16 protein-coding genes are annotated in these 19,385 nt (G+C 55.3%); 10 read left to right on the forward strand and 6 right to left on the reverse strand.

Annotated features, from left to right (window positions below; translation table 11 throughout):
- The first annotated feature begins 79 nt into the window (after positions 1-79).
- Positions 80-904 (forward strand): hypothetical protein, encoded by an 825-nt coding sequence (locus LAO76_19485; protein MBZ5493104.1) that lies wholly within the window; start codon positions 80-82, stop codon positions 902-904.
- Between the two features lie 101 nt (positions 905-1,005).
- Complete coding sequence (locus tag LAO76_19490) at positions 1,006-1,479, forward strand: hypothetical protein (protein MBZ5493105.1); 474 nt, start codon at positions 1,006-1,008, stop codon at positions 1,477-1,479.
- Here LAO76_19490 and LAO76_19495 read toward each other — a convergent pair.
- Together LAO76_19495 and LAO76_19500 are read right to left on the reverse strand one after the other, a co-directional pair.
- Positions 1,476-4,355, reverse strand: a complete 2,880-nt coding sequence (locus LAO76_19495) for a carboxypeptidase regulatory-like domain-containing protein (protein MBZ5493106.1) — start codon at positions 4,353-4,355, stop codon at positions 1,476-1,478. The genes LAO76_19490 and LAO76_19495 overlap by 4 nt on opposite strands.
- Positions 4,356-4,387: 32 nt before the next feature.
- Positions 4,388-5,611: a DUF5666 domain-containing protein gene (locus tag LAO76_19500; protein ID MBZ5493107.1), complete on the reverse strand. Its 1,224-nt coding sequence runs from the start codon at positions 5,609-5,611 to the stop codon at positions 4,388-4,390.
- Between the two features lie 194 nt (positions 5,612-5,805).
- On the opposite strand from LAO76_19500, the gene LAO76_19505 reads away from it, so the two are divergent.
- The 3 genes from LAO76_19505 to LAO76_19515 all read left to right on the forward strand — a co-directional run bounded on the left by LAO76_19505 (position 5,806) and on the right by LAO76_19515 (position 8,203).
- Positions 5,806-6,399: a dual specificity protein phosphatase family protein gene (locus LAO76_19505; GenBank protein ID MBZ5493108.1), complete on the forward strand. Its 594-nt coding sequence runs from the start codon at positions 5,806-5,808 to the stop codon at positions 6,397-6,399.
- A gap of 152 nt (positions 6,400-6,551) precedes the next feature.
- Positions 6,552-7,394 (forward strand): phosphatidylinositol kinase, encoded by an 843-nt coding sequence (locus LAO76_19510; protein ID MBZ5493109.1) that lies wholly within the window; start codon positions 6,552-6,554, stop codon positions 7,392-7,394.
- On the forward strand, positions 7,394-8,203 hold the full coding sequence (locus LAO76_19515) for a DUF3037 domain-containing protein (GenBank protein MBZ5493110.1): 810 nt from the start codon (positions 7,394-7,396) through the stop codon (positions 8,201-8,203). Before LAO76_19510 ends, LAO76_19515 begins: the two co-directional genes overlap by 1 nt.
- Before the next feature lie 52 nt (positions 8,204-8,255).
- On the opposite strand, the gene LAO76_19520 is transcribed toward LAO76_19515, so the two are convergent.
- Both LAO76_19520 and LAO76_19525 read right to left on the reverse strand, forming a co-directional pair.
- Positions 8,256-9,740, reverse strand: coding sequence for a S1 family peptidase (locus LAO76_19520; GenBank protein ID MBZ5493111.1), 1,485 nt, complete (start codon positions 9,738-9,740; stop codon positions 8,256-8,258).
- Positions 9,741-10,081: 341 nt separating this feature from the next.
- Entirely contained in the window at positions 10,082-10,732 is a 651-nt protein-coding gene (locus tag LAO76_19525) for a hypothetical protein (protein ID MBZ5493112.1), read from the reverse strand.
- A gap of 465 nt (positions 10,733-11,197) precedes the next feature.
- On the opposite strand from LAO76_19525, the gene LAO76_19530 reads away from it, so the two are divergent.
- Genes LAO76_19530 through oxlT form a run of 3 tightly spaced genes read left to right on the forward strand, consistent with a single transcriptional unit; the run spans position 11,198 to position 15,000 of the window.
- Complete coding sequence (locus LAO76_19530) at positions 11,198-12,691, forward strand: acyl--CoA ligase (protein ID MBZ5493113.1); 1,494 nt, start codon at positions 11,198-11,200, stop codon at positions 12,689-12,691.
- Entirely contained in the window at positions 12,688-13,674 is a 987-nt protein-coding gene (locus LAO76_19535; protein ID MBZ5493114.1) for a 2-dehydropantoate 2-reductase, read from the forward strand. The genes LAO76_19530 and LAO76_19535 overlap by 4 nt, the downstream gene beginning before the upstream one ends.
- A gap of 18 nt (positions 13,675-13,692) precedes the next feature.
- Positions 13,693-15,000, forward strand: a complete 1,308-nt coding sequence (gene oxlT / locus LAO76_19540; protein ID MBZ5493115.1) for an oxalate/formate MFS antiporter — start codon at positions 13,693-13,695, stop codon at positions 14,998-15,000.
- A gap of 86 nt (positions 15,001-15,086) precedes the next feature.
- Here oxlT and LAO76_19545 read toward each other — a convergent pair whose 3' ends face one another.
- Complete coding sequence (locus LAO76_19545) at positions 15,087-16,025, reverse strand: DsbA family protein (protein ID MBZ5493116.1); 939 nt, start codon at positions 16,023-16,025, stop codon at positions 15,087-15,089.
- Between the two features lie 260 nt (positions 16,026-16,285).
- On the opposite strand from LAO76_19545, the gene LAO76_19550 reads away from it, so the two are divergent.
- Positions 16,286-17,344 carry a P63C domain-containing protein gene (locus tag LAO76_19550; protein MBZ5493117.1) on the forward strand — a complete coding sequence of 353 codons (1,059 nt, stop codon included), beginning with the start codon at positions 16,286-16,288 and terminating at the stop codon, positions 17,342-17,344.
- 191 nt (positions 17,345-17,535) lie between these two features.
- Here LAO76_19550 and LAO76_19555 read toward each other — a convergent pair whose 3' ends face one another.
- Positions 17,536-18,102, reverse strand: a complete 567-nt coding sequence (locus tag LAO76_19555; protein ID MBZ5493118.1) for an N-acetylmuramoyl-L-alanine amidase — start codon at positions 18,100-18,102, stop codon at positions 17,536-17,538.
- 329 nt (positions 18,103-18,431) lie between these two features.
- Here LAO76_19555 and LAO76_19560 point away from each other — a divergent pair, with 329 nt between their 5' ends.
- Positions 18,432-19,382: a dihydroorotate dehydrogenase gene (locus LAO76_19560; GenBank protein ID MBZ5493119.1), complete on the forward strand. Its 951-nt coding sequence runs from the start codon at positions 18,432-18,434 to the stop codon at positions 19,380-19,382.
- The last annotated feature ends 3 nt before the right edge of the window (positions 19,383-19,385 follow it).

Here is a 19,385-nt window from a genome sequence, read left to right on the forward strand (position 1 = left end):
GTTTCATTCAACAATTGATCCTCTCGCGCCCAGCGGTTGTACAATAGGCGGGCCCCCTTCCGCTTTTTCGAGGTAAGGAATGCCCGCCATACGCCGCCCGCTCTCTCTTGGCCGCCTGCTCGCTGAGACCTTCGACATCTATCGGCACAATTTCCTGCTTTTTTTAGGCATCAGCGCCATTCCGAACGGGGTGCTGCTGCTGATCCTGATTCTGTTCGATAAAACGTTAGGCACAATCCGGAATGGCGTTGGGATATTGGGGGCCTTGGAAGTGCTTTTCACAATAGTTGCCATTGTGCTTGTTCCTTGCATCGTTACCGCAGCCACCACGTTCGCGGTATCGGATGTTTGTCTAGAACGGCCCACGAGCATCCGGAGCTGTTTTTTTCGCGTTTTCGGCAAGGTCCTTAAAATATTGGCTGTCTCTCTGATGGTGGGGATCATTGTCGGCTTTGGATTGTTGCTATTGCTGGCTCCGGGTGTTTACTGGGCTGGAGTGTTTGGCGTCGCTATTCCCGCCGTGGTCCTGGAGAACATCCGCGTGGGGCAGGCGCTGCCCAGAAGCTCGGACCTAACCCAGAATTTCAGGTCACGTGTGATCATCGTCTTCTTCCTGACCACGATCTTCTCCGGCATTATGAAATATGCGCTGAATGCCGGTCTGGAACTACTGTGGCCAATAATCCATCCGCACTTTGTCCATTTGACAAAGCTAAACTTGCGGGACATCAGCTCCGTACTGGCCCTGACGCTGTTCGCGCCGATCAGCGCCATCGGGCTCACGCTGGTCTACTACGATCTGCGAGTGCGCAAAGAGCCCTTCGGCCTAATGATGGATCGGATGGGCGACGCGGAGACAGTCTCGGCGGAGAGCGCTCAGCAATCAGCGGTCGGCAGTCAGTAACAGCACTCAGCGTGTTGGCTTAAGCCAGGCACTCATCAAGTTTAGTAAAGACCAGCTCTGCGACGTCCTCCTGCATAGCCCTGTTCTAAAATAAAGCTACTGTGAAAGAAGATAAACTTCCGGTTGAATCGTTGTGGTCTCGCCGTAGCGGCCTGCTTTCTTTGCTGGTCGTGGTGATTGTCTCTTTGATCGGTATTATTCTGGACCGGCTGCTGTTAAAAGAAGGCTTGCCACGGCTGGATATGATCATTTTCAGCAATGGTCTTACGGGTCTCTTGGCGGGCGGTTTATTTTGGCAGATGGCCAGGGAAGCCAAGGCAAGCCGCGATCTTGTGGCGGAGCGGATGAAAACCATCGCGGAACTCAACCACCATATCCGCAACGCGCTGCAAGTGATCAAATTTCTGGGCGGGCAAAAACGTAGCGGCTTAGACGATGTTCAGCTTCAGCTCATTAATGATTCGGTGAATCGCATCGAGTGGGCCCTGCGGGAAGTGCTGCCACGGTATCCCATTGGCGCCATCAGCACACCGGCACACGACGAGCAAGTTGACGCGATTGGTCCCATCTCCTAGAACGAAAACATCACTTGCAAATCAATGCGCCGGTTTGCGGACTGCGTATTGAATACGCCTCCGGCCAGAGCGATTGATTGTCCAAAAAGGCCCGAACTGAGATTTCCGATGGGCGGAGCCGGATTAACGTTGTTAAACACGTTGCGCGCGTTCGCGCTAAAGGTAAGGCTATAGCGCTGATTCGATCTCTCTGGACCGCCAAAAGGACCGCCGCCTCCACGCGGGCCGCCCATGCGCACTGGGCCACCACCGCTGGGCCTTCCTCCGCCGCCATGGTTATGTTCCCCTTGCCCCTGCGGCGGATTGGGATTCGAGGCTTCAAGCTTTGGCCCGATGCCAATTGTCTTGCCCACACGCAGGTTGAGCGTGAATTGAGAAGGACCATCGCCAAAATTGGACGGGATGGTTGTTTGTCCCGGCGCGGGCGAAGTATTGAATGATCCGAGAGTTGTATCCACGATGGTTGGTCCCGTGGCTCCGCCGGCAAAGGCCGGACGATCATTAAAGATCGAATCGCCGTTCAAATCTGTGCCGGTAGTGATGTTGAAAGGCGCTCCCGCATTCGCCACCATGAACGGACTAACACGGAATCCGTACGGTAAAGCGACTGTGCCGCCCAGGAAAAGACGCTGGCGTACATCGAACGCCGCGCGGCCGTAGTCGGCGGCGATGCCCCTTGCTGGATCAGAAGCAAAACTGTTGGCGCCGGCCGTGTCACTGTTCGCATGACCGAACATATAAAAGCTAAAAATAGTCAGCCTGGTTCCGGCGCGCATGTTGAAGCTGAGGATCAATTGGTTCTGGTTGAAGACTCCGCCGGACTCATACTGATATTGCGGCAGCGGGGTTGGCGTAAGCACGCTGGAGAACAGTTGATGGACGCCATGAGAGTGGATATAGGTTCCCGTGAGCGTGGCAGTCTTCGTAAGCTGTCGCTCAACGGAGCCGGCGAACTGGATCGTATAAGGCGTGCGCAACGCGGGATCAATTGTGTATGTAGTGGTACCGGTTCCCGGCAAAGCTGGAATATTGGGGTAACCCGCGAAAAGCGATGCCAGCAACGCGCGTGTGGCGGCGTTCGCCGCGGCAGAAGCATTAGGATCAATCGTAATAGTGACCTGTCGCTGGTTTGTTCCGTTAAGCCGCTCCGCGTTCATGATCAGATTTTGCTGAAAGCGATCGTAAAAGAGGCCGAAGCCGGTGCGAATCACCGTTTTGGGCGCAGCATTTTTCTTGCCGCCCAGGCCCCACGCAAATCCAATGCGCGGCGCCCAATCGCCGTGGTCATTGATGCCGTTTTGCGTTTCAAAACGCAACCCATAACTCAGGGTCATGTTAGGGTGGACCTTCCAGTCGTCTTCCGCGTAAAGTCCGCCATCGACAAAAGTGTCTTCAATAAGGGGATTGCCGGTAAGAACAGTGAATTGTGTCGGCTGGCCGCTGTTGAAATTCGCCAATGGAGTAACAGTCTGTTGCGTGATCGGATCTTTTGTGGCGCCAAACGTAAACGTTCCATTAAAGTTCTGCGTGGAAAGGCTGGAGTTTCCATTAACGCGCAGTCGGCCCCCCAGTCGCACAAAGTGATTGCCTTTGTTGATCGACGTATAGTTCTGCAGCTCGTAGTGATTGGTAATGACAGAGCTGATTCCGAGCGGATTGCCGCCTTCACTGAATTGTCCCAGCACGTTGATGGCAGGAGTTAGAAACAGCGAATTCTGGTCCGTCGCGCCGCGCTCCCACTCAAAACGCGTTTCATTGATGGCGTGCGGGCTCAGGATCTGCGTGTCACTGATCTGAATCGTGTTCTCATTTCCAGTCTGGTTATAGCCTTGTGAAGGCAGGGCCAACTGGGCTATGCCGTTATTCTCTTCACTATCATGCGTGAACTGGTAGCGGGCCATCAGCGTGTTGGAAGCTGAAACCTGGTAGTCAAACCGGGCGCTCACATTGGTGCGCATGCGCGGGTTCAGCACGCCGATCACCGGCTGATTGGCCGCCTCAAAGGCCGCGGGAAACACGACTGCGGCTTCATTAATGTTACGGCGCTCCGCGTTGATCTGGTAGGAGAGCTTCTTTCCCAGCGGTCCGCCAATGTTTCCGCTGAGCAACTGCGTGCTGAAATCAGGTTCCGTGGAGGCGAATGGATTCAGCGCATCCATGAACGAATGATTGTCGTTAAAAAAGACCTGGCCATGCAGTTTGTCGGTGCCCGGCTTGGTCAGGATTTCAATCCGGCCAAAGCCCATGCGGTCATATTGCGCTGAAAACGGATTCTGGTTAATGCGGATTTCACGTATCGAAGACTTCGGCGGAAGCTGGCCTCCCGTGAAACCGTCAATATAAATCTGGCCGCCGTTAGGTCCGGCGGAAGGGCCGGCAAGCGCCTGAAGTTCTGACTGCAACTCATCGGGATCGTCTGAAAGCGCGTCAAGGTCTTTGCCCGTGAGTACAACGCTGCTGGCATTGCTGTCAGAGCTGGTGCTCACCTTCGTGGAATCGCTCTGCACGTCAATATCTTCTTCCTTCACCACAATTGCCAAGGGAATATCAAAATCTTTCAACTGGCCCGCGGCGATTTCCACATCCTTGGTTGTGGGAGCAAAGCCTTTCGCTGTGACCGCGACGGTGTACTTGCCGGGCGCCAGGTTCTTGATTTCATATGCGCCTGCACCATCTGAAGTTGCCGTGATCGCAAGTCCGCTGGAATTCTTGACAGTGATGCTGGCCCCGGGAATGACCGCGCCGGTGGCGTCAATGATCTGTCCACGCAGCCTGCCAGCCTGTGTCTGCGCCATGAGCACAGTGGAACAGGCCAGCGTAAAGAAGAAAAGAAAAGCCGAGATCCGTACACGGCTCCCCGAAGGCCAGAATTTCATCAATCTCTCCTCAATATCATCGTTGCTGCGATTCACTGTGGGCCCCCGCCTTCGCCACCGGGCGCTCCCATGTTCCATCCAGAAAACAAAGCCGCTGCGCTTGTGCCGTTGGGCGATGCGGTGAGAATCGGCTCAACGCCGCCAAGCAAAGTAATAGCCGTTACTTCATTGCCGCTGGTTCCCTGTGTCGCTACAACCATTACTGCATCTTCTTTCTGCAAATCAGCAAGAGTAATGCTGGGTATTCTGCTCAGCATCTGCTGGAAATCAGGCCCGCCTGCGGGGCGTCCGCCTGGCCCGCCACCCTGCCCTGCTCCAGGCCCACGCGCTCCGCTGGCCGGGGTTTGGCCGCCTGCAGGAGTTCCACCCTGTGCCGCTTGCGCTCCGCCTTTCAGGAAAAACGCCAGCCGCTGCGCCATTTGCGGCGCAAGCTTGCGCAACTGCGAATCAGAATTGAATTTGATGATCACGGATTTCTTGGCCAGTATGTCTTTCACCGTGATGCTGTTGTTGGCCGCATCAATCGAGCTGATGGTCCCGGCAATGTTGCGAAATGTTCCGGAAATAACTTCTTCCGCCGCGATTTCTTTGCCGTCAGCGCTGCGAGTGCCGCGCGCGCGCAACTGGTCGCCAGTCTTGATCTGGTCAATTGTTCCTTTTTGCGCGTCGGCAAACTTCACTGAGTTGGGCGAATAGCGCAGAAAGCTGGTGTCTTTTGAAGTCTTCACCAGCACGCTTAGAGTTGGCGTGATGGAAATGGTGAAAGTTCCGGCCGCGGGATCAATCGCGCTCACAATTCCACCCGTGCCGCGCCTTTGCCAGTCTTCGCGATCATGCTGCTGTTTCTGGGCCACGTCGGCCTGTTTCATTACTACAATCGTCGTGGCCTCGATGTCGCCATGCGCTGCGGCCCGCCCGCGCAATAACATGCGGTCGCCAACCTGGATTTCAGCAAACGTAACGGCAGGGGCGCTCTTCAGATCGGTTTGTCCGGCGGCAAGGCGAACAATGCGCGCGCCATCCGGCACAGAGATAGAAATCTCGGGGCCGGCATCCGTTTTGAGCACCAGGTTTTTCTCGTGGATTGACTTTACAACGCCCACATTCTTTACTGCGCTGCCGGCAGCGGCCTGCGGAGCTTCACCGGCCGGACGCTCCTGGGCCGTTAAAGCGACGCCTAAAGCCACGCTGAGCGCCGCTGCTACCGCCAACGAGTAAATCCACTTCTCCGTAAACTTTGCTGCCTTAGCTACCAATCAGAACTCTCCCAGATAAGTGAGGATTAGCAAGATTAATTCTCAGGATCGTCCCCTCCAGATCATCGGAGGGTGCCTTTCGCTCATGTCCGATATGCTCGGCTGTGTCTATTATGCGAGATAGGTGCGGATAATCATCTCAAAAAGACGGCAGATTTGTGTAAAAAGATAGCAAAAAGTTTTGTTAAGCCAGTTTGAGACAGGCCAAATACCGGCCCAACGTCCAACCGCGTCTTGAGCGATCTTCATTAGAAGCCCAGGCCTTGTGGACTTATCAGCGAGTTTCGCGGCGGATCACCAGCCCACCCGATGCTAACATCTTAAGTATGGACATGACCTGGGTGACGGACCGGATTGCGGTTGGAGGCGGTATCTGGAACGACGAGAACATGGAAGAACTGGTGCAGCGCGGCGTCACGCATATTATCAATATGCAGATTGAGTTTGACGATCGCCCTCTGGCTGAACCTTACCCGGTAAGGGTGCTCAATAATCCCACTGACGACGATTTCATGCCCAAGCCGCCCGCGCTTTTCCAGGCAGGGGTGGATTTTGCGCTGGAAGCTCTGGACCAGCCAAAAAGCAAAATCTATATACACTGCGCCGCCGGCGTGCATCGCGCGCCCATGATGACTCTGGCGATCATGCGCGTGCTGGGATGGTCACTGCAGGACGCTAAAAATCTGATCCAGGAACTCCGATATGTGGTTGACTTTGCCGAATGCTACGTTGAGAGCGTGGAAAATTTCATGAAGGTCTATGAGTCGGCTAACACGAATCCAAGATAAAGAGTCAGCCATCAGCATTCAGCCTTGAACCGCAAAGGGCGCAAGAACGCAAAGAATGCGGCAAGCGATATATCTTTTCCTTTGCGTCCTTCGCGTTCTTTGCGGTAAATACATTTGGCTGAACGCTGACCGCTGAGTGCTAAAATCCCGCCATGCCGGTGGAAGCCGTCCAGCACGTGAGAAGGATGCGCGGAGGAGCGCAAGCGCATTTAATGCGCGCCGATGACGGCCATTTCTACGTCGTCAAATTTCAGAACAATCCGCAACATCTGCGCGTGCTGGCCAATGAGCTGCTGGCAACACGTCTGGCGGAAAGCGTGGGCCTGCCAGTACCGGTAACTGAGATCGTTGAAGTACGCGAATGGCTGATCAAAAATACGCAGGAGCTACACATCGATCAGGCTGGCCTTTCGTCACAATGCAAGCCCGGACTTCAATTCGGCGCTCGTTATGTTTGCGATCCGGCTGAAGGCCAGGTCTTTGACTACATTCCGGAAAGCATGTTCGCGAAAGTGAAGAACATTGCCGCGTTTGCCGGTATGCTGGTGGTAGATAAATGGCTGGGAAACGCCAATGGACGCCAGGCTGTGTTCTGGAAGAAAACTAACGAGCGGAAATATACCGCGACGTTCATTGACCAGGGTTATTGCTTCAATGCCGGAGAATGGAACTTCCCTGACTCAGCGTTGCGCGGCGTTTACGCGCGCAACTTTGTCTATCAGGGCGTGAGCGGCTGGGAATCATTTGAACCGTGGCTCAGCCGGGTGGAGAACATGGATCCCGCGTTAATTCATGAAATCGCCGGCACAGTACCGCCAGCGTGGACAGGCAACGATTGGGGAGAGATGGAAACCCTGACGGCAACGATCGTGGAACGCAGAAGCAAAGTGCGGGAGTTGATTACGGCGTTTCGCAATTCCACGCGCCAGCCATTCTCCGGTTGGGGCCACGCAGCTGAGGTAAGAGCGACAGCCAATCAATCGGCGGTGCAGTAATGGCGGAGAGGCTTCAGTGTCGCTTCTTCGTCCTTCGTTACGCGCCAGATGCCGTCAAAAATGAATTCATCAACGTGGGGCTGGTGCTGCTGCCGCCCGCTGGTGGCGCCCAGGTGCGTTTTACCCGGGACTGGTCACGCGTGCTCTGCCTTGATCCTGACGCTGACGTGGAAATGCTGCAAGCCTTGGAAAATGATTTGCGCAACCAGTTGCGTGAGATGAATGGCGATTACGACCTCATCCTCCGCCGCATACAGGATTCTTTTTCCAACGCCATCCAGCCTTCGGAATTTCAGGCATGCCTGGCTGCCTCGCCGGTGACTGAAGCTGATGAACTGGCGCGGCTTTACCTGGAGCGTCCACGCCGTCGCCAATCAGCGCGTGAGCCGGGTGCGCGCGTGGCGATAGTAGCGCGGATGCGCTCCGAATTCGAGGTTGCTGGCGTGTGGCCACTGATGCAAGAGAAAATTCCGGTTTCGCGCTACACGCGTACCGGCGATCCGCTCAAGATTGATTGTGGGTATAGTCCCAACGGCACGGTGAAACTCTTTCATGCCGTAACGCTTAACACCGATGTGAACGCCGCCAAAGTGCTGGCTTTCAGTTTCCCGCAGCTTGTCCAGGGGGTTCGCAAAGCAGAAAACAAGCAGACATTTCTCACGGCTATTGTGGAGGACGATCTACCTTCCGACGATGAATCGGTCACCTTTGCCCGGGAAACGCTGGAGCAGAATGCTATCCGCATCGCTCCGGTGAGCGCGATGGCGGACATCGCAAAGCAAGCCGCGCGAGAGTTGGGGATTGGCTAAAAGAAAAGCCCCGGCTTGCAGCCAGGGCTGATGGCATAAATGATCGAGTCGATCAATAGGCTTTGAAGAGATCGCCTTCAAAGACCCGTGTTCGCACTCCGTCCAGCGTGGCGGGGATTGCTGGGTGTGCGGCCCCCTTGATCACAAAAATCGCGATTGCAGTTTCAGCCGGATTGTCACCGCTAACGGCAACGCCAATGCCCTGTATTCCTTTGCCCAGGAATTCGGAAACGTGCGCTTCCTTGATGGCAGTGGCATCCTGAAGTTGCTTGGCGCTTACCTGCGGAAGTTGTGCCAGAGCGCTGGGATCGTCAAAGACCAGGCGTGTGCGTACTCCGTCAATCACGGGCGGAATCGCCGGAATGGACTTTCCGGATATGTGAATCATGAGCGCGCCTTCATTGGGATTGTCCGCGCTGGCGCCTGTCTGGACTGAAGCAACCCCAAAGTCCCGCATCAGTGACTGGGCCCTGCGCTGCTGCACCGCTTTTACACGTTGGAGTTCAGAAGGCACGAGAGCGGACTGTGCCGTTCCTACCTGGGTTCCTGCAGCCGATGCTGTCTTGGCGCAGCTCACGGCGTGGTCACCGCCGCCGACGATGGAAAAGGCCGCTGGTCCGCCAAATGCCGTGATGACATCCTGAATTGGATTGGCCACCGTGCTCAGGTTATTGCCGCCATAAAGCAAACCCACGGGCCTGGACGTGTTTGTATCAACGACCAATGATCCCGAGTCGCCTCCGGCGCTAAAGCTTCCGCCACTGATCGTGACCTGGTTGTTGAAATACGCGGTAAAAGCGGGAGCGATACCGTTACTGGTGTCGCCGCATTTTCCTTCATAATTTATCAAGATCGTATCGTTCAGTGACTGGATAGTGGAGCATGTAAGCCCGGTCGTTCTGCCGCTCTTTCCCACCGGTTCGCCCAACGAAGGGGCGCCAATCGTGGCGGATGGGGCCGCTGGGGAAATGTTCGTGGCTCCCACAGGCCCCAAATCCAGGATAGCGCCGGAAAGCTCAACCTGCCCTGGGACGATTTCGGCAAAAGCCGCATCAACGTTGCTGGGAGCGTGACCACAAAGGGCTGCTTTAGACGCATCGGTTGCGCAAGGTCCTGTAGTTTCATTCGCCACAGGCTTCAGCGCTGCGCCCTGGGTAAGATGTGCAACAGTAAGCGGCGGTGGTGCACCCGTCGCTGTGCAGGCAAGTTGCAGGGGCTGATTAATCGCTTCACCGGCCGCGCCCAGCCCTGATCTATCCAGAACATGGTTATTACTCAGGATCACAGGGTTGGTTGTGCCCACATGTGTCCAGAGACTGCCGAGTGTCCCGATGCAGCAGAATTTGGTGCCAAGGTCATTGGCGTTCCCGCCAGACGTTCCCAGCTTGACCGGGGCCACTTGCGCCAACTGCTCGTCATTGGGGAAAACTTTGGAGGGAGTAGGGGTTGGCGCCGGCGTACTGGAACCTCCGCCACCGCATCCAACCGCCCCAATCAATACGATCACACCAAACAATAAACATGAAATTTTTCCCATAGGGATACGCCTCTAGTTACAAATCCGCTGCGCTGAAAAGCCAAGCGTCTCAGTAAAATTTTACGCCCCGCGGATGGCCGTCTGCCAGAGTAACGGCACGTCCGTAATGTTTGATGCAGAGTTGCTGTCGGAGGTCTTTGCCTTGTGTAAGCGATTGAATTTGCTTGTTTTTTGTTCATAAAAGCGCTCACCAACCTGCACGGGGCCATTTGTAAATTCAGGGTAAAAAAATGTGCTTTGGTGAAATTTAAATCAAGGAGGTCCAAATATCTGTTTGTCGTGAAAAAATTGCGGTCCCGTTTTTCAGGACCGCAAAGATAATGCAGGGAGAGAACAACAATTTACTTGAGCGGCAGCACAACTTTCTTGTCTCCCACCATATAGACAAGCTCATAGCCGCCCTTTTTCTTTTTCGGTACGGAGAAATACAGATAGCCCGCGACCGGCTCCCAGGCGCTGGTTTCCGGAAGCGCTTTTTCCTGTAGCTCGGCTTCAATGGCGCGACGATTGCCTTCCGCGGTACGGCTTTCTGGAAGACGTGAACCTCCTCCGCCGCCAATCGGGACGCCAATTCCCACGCTCGAGCGTTGAACGACTCCGCCGGAAGTAGTGCGCTCCGGGCCATTCTGCTGCGTGGTCCTTTCGTAGCCGATGTCTGAGCCACTGGTCACGCCGGGGCGGTGCTCGCGATCAGGCGCAACCGGCTGCACTTCAAGCCGCGCGGAAAGCACATCCGGCGTGGAGGGCCTGGTCCCCAGTTCCATGCCGGCCTCACGCAGCATGAAGTCATCGAGTGAGATTTTTACGAACTGGTCTTTATTGTCTTTAGGATCTTTGGCAGGATAAAAGGCCACTTCCACCACCAGACAGCACTGGTTCACGTCAGTGGCAAAGATTTTTTTCAGCTCTTTGTGGGTCAGCAGTGACGCGCCGATCTGGACGTTATCCTGCGAGGCGTGGGCAGCGTAACCCGTGGCGGCGGAGCGCGGCACGGTGCCACGCCGTGTCTGGGCGATTAGAGAAGATACACAGACCCAAGATATGCAGACCGAAGATATGCAAACCAAGGCAACGGCGAGACATTTTCTGGTGTTCATTTCTGAGGGTCTCCGAGTGAGGATTCTAGTCGATCACAGCATGTTTAGGGCCGTTTATTTGCAGAGACGTTTCAGAACAGTGAGTTATTGCCGCTGCATTCTGCGCTGAAGCTTCTGTTTTCAAGTATTTCGGCAAAGAGAAATCGTTTGCCTGGACGCTCCTCAATTCGGCAATAGGGATCTCTCGCTACGCTCGAGATTTAGAAAGGATCCGGTGGTTTTGAGCCAGTGCTATCGGTTGATTTAGGCCAATGGGACGACGAAACGGCAACTACTTGCATCATGTTTTATCTGGTATATACTTGCCGCCCAAAGCTGAACGAAGGCAACAGACCCCCTTGTCACCGGAGCCAAGCTCTAATGAATGACCTCCCTTCGCTGTTGAACGCTGCCCCCGGGAATGCCACCGCCCTGATTATTCCTGAGACAGGAACTTCTATCACGTATGAATCACTCCGCCAGCAGGTAAAGACCATGGCTGAGGCCCTGGCTGGGATTGGGATCAAGCGCGGCGACCGCATAGCCAATGTGCTCCCGAATGGCCTGCCGACGATCGTGGCTTTTCTGGCTGGAGCGTTTGCCGGGACTGCTGCGCCATTGAATCCTGCCTACCGGTTTGAGGAATTTACCTTTTATCTGGAAGACACTTCCGCCAAGGTTTTGCTGGTCCCGCCGGAAGGCGCGGAGGAGGCCAAGCGCGCCGCGCGGCACCTGAATATTCCAATATTTGCCGTGCAGATGGATGAAAAGGGAAATGTAAGTATTGAGGGCGCGCCGAAAGGCGTTCCGGTTGTCCCGCCCAGCCCGGAGGACGTGGCATTAGTCTTGCATACCAGCGGAAGCACAGGCCGACCGAAACGTGTGCCACTAAAAAACAAAAACATCGCCGTCTCCTGCCAGAACGTGGCGGCCACTTACGGGCTGACGGCAAAAGACGTCTCTCTGTGCGTGATGCCGTTGTTCCATATCCATGGGCTGGTCGCAAGCACGCTTTCAACATTTTTGACCGGCGGCACCGTAGTAGTCCCCGGCAAGTTCAATCCCATGAGCTTCTGGCGGACGGTGCGCGATTACGGCGTGACGTGGTATTCCTGCGTTCCGACGATCCATCAGCTATCGGTTGCGCGACTGAATGCGAAGCCAGAAGGAATTGAAAAGCTGCGTTTTGTCCGCTCATGCAGTTCCGCCCTTTCACCCGCGCTGATGGAAAAAATTGAAAACCTCATCCAGGTGCCAGTGCTGGAAGCGTATGGCATGACGGAAGCTTCACACCAGATGTGTTCCAATCCGCTGCCGCCACGGCCACACAAATCTGCGTCGGTCGGCCCCGGAACCGGTGTAAAAGTCGGGATCATGGATGATGACGGCAACATCCTCCCCAGCGGAGAAGTGGGCGAAGTCGTGATCCAGGGCCCTAACGTGATTGAAGGCTATGAGAACAATCCGGAGGCCAATGCCAAGTCATTTACCAATGGATGGTTTCGTACCGGCGACCAGGGCACGATTGATGCCGATGGGTACCTGCATCTGACGGCCCGCATCAAGGAATTGATCAATCGCGGTGGCGAAAAAATCGCTCCGCTGGAAATTGATGAAGTGCTGATGGCGCACCCGTGCGTGGCTGAGGCCGTGGCGTTTGGCATGCCGCACCCGACATGGGGAGAAGAAGTGGCTGTGGCCGTGGTGCTGAAAGAACCATCGGCAGAAACAGCATTGATCGAACATTGCAAGCAGCACCTTGCGGATTTCAAGGTCCCGAAGAAGGTCCATATCGTGGAAAAGATTCCGCGCACCGCGACGGGGAAAATACAGCGTCGCGCAGTGGCTGCGGCATTTGCAGGCGGCGAGAAGTGAAATTTCTGATTGTCGGGGCCGGAGCTGTAGGAGCGTACATTGGCGCAATGATGTCGCGCCAGGGTTATGACGTGACCCTGCATGCTCGTGGCCCGCACCTGCGCGCCATGCAGGAAAAAGGCGTGCGCGTGATTAGCGCCGACGATGATTTTGTAGCGCATCCGCAACTGGTGGCCGACTTGAAAGATGCTGGGCCTATGGACGTGGTATTTCTCTGCGTGAAAGCCCATGGTCTGCCACCGCTGGCGGAGCAACTAGCGCCTGTTCTGGGACCGGAAACTGCCGTCGTGAGTACGCAAAATGGAATTCCGTGGTGGTATTTTCAGAGCGATGGCGGGCCACTGGCCGGAACACGGCTGGAACGCGTTGATCCCGGCGGAGTAGTTTCAGAGGCGATTGAAGCGCGGCGCGTGATCGGATCGCTGATCTACTTCTCTACGGAAATTATTGAGCCGGGCGTGGTAAAGCATAACGAAGGCACGCGGATGTCACTGGGAGAGCCCGATGGCAGCCGATCAGAGCGAATCAAGAAGATAGCAGAAGCGCTGATCGCTTCCGGGTTGCGTGCGCCGGTTACGACGCATCTGCGCAATGAAATCTGGGTGAAGATCCTGGGCAACGTGGCGTTTAATCCCATCAGCGCGCTTACCGGAGCAACGCTGGCCCAGATGCTCAGTAACCCGGAGACGACAAACCTTGTTCGCAACATCATGCAGGAGACGGAAGCGCTGACGGAGAAACTGGGCGTGAAGATGCAGGTTTCTATTGAGCAGCGCATGGCGGGAGCAGCCAAGGTCGGGGAGCACAAGACTTCAATGCTTCAGGACCTGGAAGCAGGACGTCCGCTGGAGTTGGAAGCGATTGTTGGCGCGGTGCTGGAGGTAGGAGAAAGAATCGGCCTTCCCATGCCGCACACGCGCAGTGTTTACGCTTGTACCAAGTTACTGGCTGAGCGCCGTAGCGCGGCGGCGCACAAAACTTAATCTTCGAGGGGGAAAAGTATGAGCAAGCGTTGGATTCAGTTCGGAAGCGCCGTTATAGCTATGATTATGATAGCTAACCTGCAATATGCCTGGACCCTCTTCGTGAGACCGCTCCAGGAAGCTCACGGCAGGGACGCCCATGGTCAGTTTATTTGGAGCCTGACCGCGATTCAATTCGCGTTCACCGTCTTCATCTTTTTGGAAACCTGGATCACTCCGATCGAAGGCTGGCTCATTGACCGCGTCGGACCGCGGATTTTCCTGACCGCCGGCGGCGTCCTGGTTGGCATCGGCTGGACCGCCATGGGATACGCCAAAACCGTCCTGCAACTCGACATTTTTTACGGGATTGCCGGAGTCGGTGCGGCCTTTGTTTACAGCGGTTCCATTGCCACCGCGCTCAAGTGGTTCCCCGATATCCGCGGCACGGTTTCCGGATTCATCACCGCGGGGTTTGGAGCGGGCTCTGCCCTGTTCATTCCCACGATTATTGCCCCGCTGCTGGCCAAGTCCGGCTATCAATCCGCATTCCTTTACACCGGCATCGGACAGGGCCTTGTCATCATTATTGCCGCTCAGTTCCTGCACAATCCCGGGCCGGACTTTCAGGTTTCCCCGGCGGCAAAGAAGGTCGTTTCCGCGCGCATTCGGCGCAACACGCAGCAGTTTAATAGCGGACAAATGATGTTGACGCCGCACTTCTGGATTCTCTATGTCGGCTTTGTTCTGACCTCCATCGGCGGCCTCATGATCACAGCGCAAGCCTCCCCGGTAGGCCGGAGCTTCAAGATCGCCGCTTGGGCAGTTGTTGCCGCTGTTGCCTGGAGCCGCGTCGCCAACGGCGCCGGCCGCATCCTGTGGGGATCGTTCTCCGATTTCGTAGGCCGCGAATTGGCCATGGCGATACCGTTTGCCATCCAGGCCGGCTGCCTCCTTGGCGTGGTGGGAGTCGGCAAATTGGGCCAGGGACAAACCTATCTTGGATTGAGTCGCGACGGCTGGTTTATCGCGGACATGATCGCCGTTTATTTCACCTGGGGCAGCATGTTCTCGCTCTTCCCCGCGATCATTGGCGACTACTTTGGGGCGAAATGCGCTACCTCGAATTACGGCTTCCTCTATACCGCCAAGGGAGTCGCCTCCATCGGCGGCGGTGGCATCGCCGCACTGCTTTTCCAGAAGTATGGAAGCTGGAACATTCCGGTTTATTGGACCGCCGCATTGACGCTGGTTTCCGCAGTACTGGTTCTGGCGCTTCGCTTCATCCCTTTGCCCGTCTTGCGCCAGGCGGAAGATCCAGTGCTGGTGACCGCCAAAGCCGGCTGAGCCGGGGTTAAGACAGGCATTGTAAAGAAAAGGCCGCAGCGAGCGTTGCGGCCTTTTGTATATTTGTCTTCCAACAACGAACGCTTTTAATTTTTGGGTGAAGACTGGCTTGCCGCTGGTTGTGCCGCAGCCTGCCCGGTATTTTTCAGCGCTCGATCCAGCGCCGCGCGCAGTCGCGGAAGCGGAGCCACGCCGCCGGACATTTCCTCGCCGTTGATGAACAACGTAGGCGTGGAGTCCACGCCGAGTGATTCGCCTTCATGCACAGACGCCTTGATCGCCGTATCGTTCTGGGTTTTCACGCATGCCTGAAGGCTTGCGGCATCAACCTTATGATCGGCGCCCTGCTGCATGGCGATCCTATCCAACTCAGCCAGGCGCAATTCCTGCGTCCCCTTGGCATTGATTTCCTGCTGGCTGGCGTGGACAGAATCAACAAAACTCCAGTATGCATCCTGGTTCTGCGAGGCCAGACAATTGGCGTCCACCGCCGCATGATTTGCCCAGGCATGGTTCGGCAGTGGGAAGTCCTTGTACACAAAACTTACGCGGTCGCCGTATTCCTTGAGCAGTTCGGGAAACAATATCTGATGCATCATGGTGCAGAACGGGCATTGCAAGTCGTCATAGGCGACCACCACCACCTTGGATTGTTTTGCCCCGCGGACCGGCCGCCCACGCACGTCAATTTTTTTCATCACATCGCCGTACGGGTCGTCGGAAAGATCTATCCGGTTTACCCTCACGATGGATTTCTGGTCTTTCGCCAGAAGGAACGGAAAATCCTGCTTGCGCTCTCCTTCACCAATGGTAACGGTGAATGCGTCGAATCCGGGCCACTCAGGGCTGGGTGCAAGCGGGCCAATTGCGACCGGAACCTCCGGCGGCAATTTGTAGGTCGCGCGAATCTGGCGCTCGATTTTGGCGGCAATATCTGTTGGCTTGGCCTGAGACATGCAATCCAGGCCGGTGAGCGACAAAAGAATGAGGGACGAAAGAATGAGCAATCGAGAAAATGCTTTCACTGGGACCTGCTTACGCTGATGGATTTATCTAACAAAATTATCTCACGGCGAGCCTCTGCTTAGCACCGATCCTTCGCGGAGGCAGAGATGAGTTTCATTATGGGCTGCAGGCCGCCCCGTTCCTTCTTGGCGACATGCAGTTGGACGAGCAAACGCTTTTAGAACTGCGCGATTGGAGCCCATACGGGGATGCATGCTTGCCCGGGCATGAAGACAACAAATATCTTGAATTCTTTCTCGGGCAAGTATAGATTAGTCTCATGAAGGAAGAACCTTTCAAACTAACCTCAGAAGCCGCGAAGGAACTTTCCCAGTTGGGAGCTTCCAAGGGCGGCAAAGCACGGGCCGAATCGCTCACTTCTAAAAGGCGAAGTGAGATCGCCAGAACTGCTGTGGAGGCACGCTGGCGTAAAGAAGGAAAATTAACAGAGGTTCCCCAAGCTACGCACGGTTCACCCGATAGCCCACTGAGAATTGGCAATTTGATGATTCCAGCGTACGTCCTGTCTGACGGTCGCCGAGTACTAGCGCAAGTTGGAATGCTAGATGCGCTTGGAATGACGCGCGGAGGCTCCAGCAGAGGCGGGGACCGAATTGCCAAATTTGCGAGCCAAGATCGACTTAAACCTTTTGTTTCTAATAATTTAAGTAGTGATGCCTTCGGGCCTATTGAATTCAGGACTCCGCAAGGGACTCGCGCCTTGGGTTACGAGGCGACAATACTGGCGGACATTTGCGATGCAGTTCTCGAAGCGCGGAAACAAGGAAAGCTGACGAAGCGGTATGAGCGCATAGCCGCGCAGTGCGAAATCCTGGTTCGCGGTTTTGCGCGGGTTGGAATTATCGCGCTAGTCGATGAAGCTACGGGTTATCAGGCAGATCGTGCGAGAGACGGACTCGCGAAGATCCTTGAGGCGTTTGTTGCGAAGGAATTGAGGAAGTGGGTTAAGACGTTCCCGGCGGAGTTCTATCAAGAACTGTTCAGGCTTCGTGGGCTTGCGTATACGGGCAGCGTCAAGAAACCGCAATACATCGGCCATCTTACAAACGACCTAGTTTATTCGAGACTCGCACCGGGGGTTCTCGAAGAACTTCGCGCACAAACTCCGCGCAATGAGAAAGGCCAGCTAAAGCACAAATTATTCCAGCGCTTAACCGAGGATGTAGGCCATCCCAAACTGCGGGAACACTTAGCATCCGTGACCTCCCTAATGAAGGCGTCGGACAAGTGGGATCAATTCATGAAGATGGTTGATCGCGCATTGCCCCGCTATAAGGTGCTGCCTTTATTCGATAAGCAGCTGGAGTCTACAGAGTGACCCGCTGGCGGCCTTACTTTGCGGAGCCGCACAAAGATTCAACGCACAATTAGGACAATACCCGGCGGGCGCTTGTGTAAGAGGGAATACTGATGTTGATAAAAGCAGGCCGCCAGGATCGGGCAAAATACACTCTCCGGCATAAGTGCCGGTAAACCGCTGGACCTGTCATCCAGTTAAGGTCTCCCCGATCAGCCAACGGCGCCAGGAGTGTGTTCTCCCGGATGCATCTCTGCTAGCGCAGCAGATACAAATGTAATCACATCGTTTTTTACGATCTTTAAGCCGGGACAGTTTTTGTGAGTGGTGTGAGGGTCTTCCTTATGCAATCTCAAATTGTCTGGGCTGAGTCCTGCGAGAGAATAAAGACTAGCCAGTGCGGAAGCTGCATTAGCCTGAACGGCTGGACTGAAATCTTCTGTGGAATAGTCCCCGACTAACTCCACGCCCCATGAGATCGCATTCCAGGAGGGAGAATGGACTCCCGGAGTGTCCAGCGGAGTGAATACCCAGATCAAGTCATCAGCTACAAACAAGTGTGGTCCAGCTGACCATTTTTGCGTGTCCCGGTAATAAGCTTGAAGATTTTGCATTCGCCGCTCTCCTGGCACCTTATGCCAATCAGCAAGCTTAGGAATGTAGGTATTATGCAAAACGATAAATTGCGGACGCCACGAAATCAGTTCAACGGTTTGAACGTAGTCGCTAAAATCTGATGCGCTGAACCCTTTCCCAATAATTCCTTTCCAAGCAGGCATTTCTTCCTCCGAGCGAGTCTTTGTGGCTTAGGTTTGTTTCACTTTCCGTGCTTCCGATCCCGATAGTGATCCCCGGTTTTTCTTGTTTTGTAGTGCCGCCTTGTGCGGCGAGCCTTGATCGCCCTGATAGTGACCATCATTGGCTAGGCCACCTGGCTCAACCCAAGCATACACTCTCCTCGTCGCCGATGCCGCAAGCGTCTGCTCCGTGGCCGCTCGTGTTGATTGAAGTGTTATCGGGGGCATCAGCGGGTGCGATGTGCGCAGCATGGGTTTACAAGATGGCAGATTGCCAATCCCAGAGCACAGAATTGCTACACTAGAGAGCAATGGCTACCGCAACCCAGGACACAGCAATCGGCCGCAAACCCGACCTGAGCGTGAGTTTTGCCGGTATTACTTTCAAGAACCCGGTGATTGCCGCCGCCGGCACGTTTGGCTATGGCATTGAGTTTGACGACATCGTCACGCTGGAAAAGCTGGGCGGATTTGTGACCAAGGGCCTTTCCCGCGAACCCATGGTCGGGAACCCGCCGCCGCGTCTGTTTGAAACCGCTGCCGGAATGTTGAATGCCATTGGGCTGCAGAACATTGGAGCGCGCGCCTTCATTGAAGAAAAACTGCCCAAGCTGGCAGTGAAGAAAAATGTGGTGGTGATCGCCAACGTTTTTGGCTACTCGCGCGAGGATTATGTCGAGACAATCCGCATCCTGAATGAAGCCGATGGGATCATCGCGTATGAATTGAATGTTTCATGTCCCAACACGCATGAGGGTGGCATGGTGTTTGGCACGGACCGCACTCTGCTGGAGGAGCTGGTGGCCAGCTGCAAGTCGGCCGCGCTAAGACCGCTGATTGTGAAGCTTTCACCCAACGTGACCAGCATTGCCGCCATGGCCAAGTCGGCGGAAAACGCAGGCGCTGATGCCATTTCGCTGGTAAACACGTTCGTCGGCATGGCGATTGACGCCAAGACGCGCAAGCCGCGCATCTCCAACATCACTGCCGGATTGAGCGGCCCTGCCATCAAGCCAATCGCGCTGCGGATGGTTTACGAAGCCGCACATACAGTAGAAATACCCGTGATCGGCATAGGTGGAATCACCACGGCGGAAGACGTCGTGGAATTCATGCTTGCGGGCGCAGCAGCCGTGCAGGTAGGCACCGCAAATTTCTGGGACCCCTGCGCCACGGAAAAGATCGTCGACGGGTTGCAGCGCTGGTGCTTTGAAAACCGCGTGAAACGGATCACCGACATTATCGGGACGCTGGAAGTATAGGGA

The organism is Terriglobia bacterium, assembly GCA_020072645.1.
Classification (GTDB): Bacteria; Acidobacteriota; Terriglobia; order Terriglobales; family Acidobacteriaceae; genus Angelobacter.

What these genes read in the sequence shown, in the direction of transcription:
- oxlT (MBZ5493115.1), top strand. Translation starts at nt 13,693, where the DNA reads ATGAGCAAGCGTTGGATTCAGTTCGGAAGCGCCGTTATAGCTATGATT.
- LAO76_19515 (MBZ5493110.1), top strand. Translation starts at nt 7,394, where the DNA reads ATGGCGGAGAGGCTTCAGTGTCGCTTCTTCGTCCTTCGTTACGCGCCA.
- LAO76_19510 (MBZ5493109.1), top strand. Translation starts at nt 6,552, where the DNA reads ATGCCGGTGGAAGCCGTCCAGCACGTGAGAAGGATGCGCGGAGGAGCG.
- LAO76_19495 (MBZ5493106.1), bottom strand. Translation starts at nt 4,355, where the DNA reads ATGAAATTCTGGCCTTCGGGGAGCCGTGTACGGATCTCGGCTTTTCTT.
- LAO76_19555 (MBZ5493118.1), bottom strand. Translation starts at nt 18,102, where the DNA reads ATGCCTGCTTGGAAAGGAATTATTGGGAAAGGGTTCAGCGCATCAGAT.
- LAO76_19560 (MBZ5493119.1), top strand. Translation starts at nt 18,432, where the DNA reads ATGGCTACCGCAACCCAGGACACAGCAATCGGCCGCAAACCCGACCTG.
- LAO76_19530 (MBZ5493113.1), top strand. Translation starts at nt 11,198, where the DNA reads ATGAATGACCTCCCTTCGCTGTTGAACGCTGCCCCCGGGAATGCCACC.
- LAO76_19550 (MBZ5493117.1), top strand. Translation starts at nt 16,286, where the DNA reads ATGAAGGAAGAACCTTTCAAACTAACCTCAGAAGCCGCGAAGGAACTT.
- LAO76_19520 (MBZ5493111.1), bottom strand. Translation starts at nt 9,740, where the DNA reads ATGGGAAAAATTTCATGTTTATTGTTTGGTGTGATCGTATTGATTGGG.
- LAO76_19485 (MBZ5493104.1), top strand. Translation starts at nt 80, where the DNA reads ATGCCCGCCATACGCCGCCCGCTCTCTCTTGGCCGCCTGCTCGCTGAG.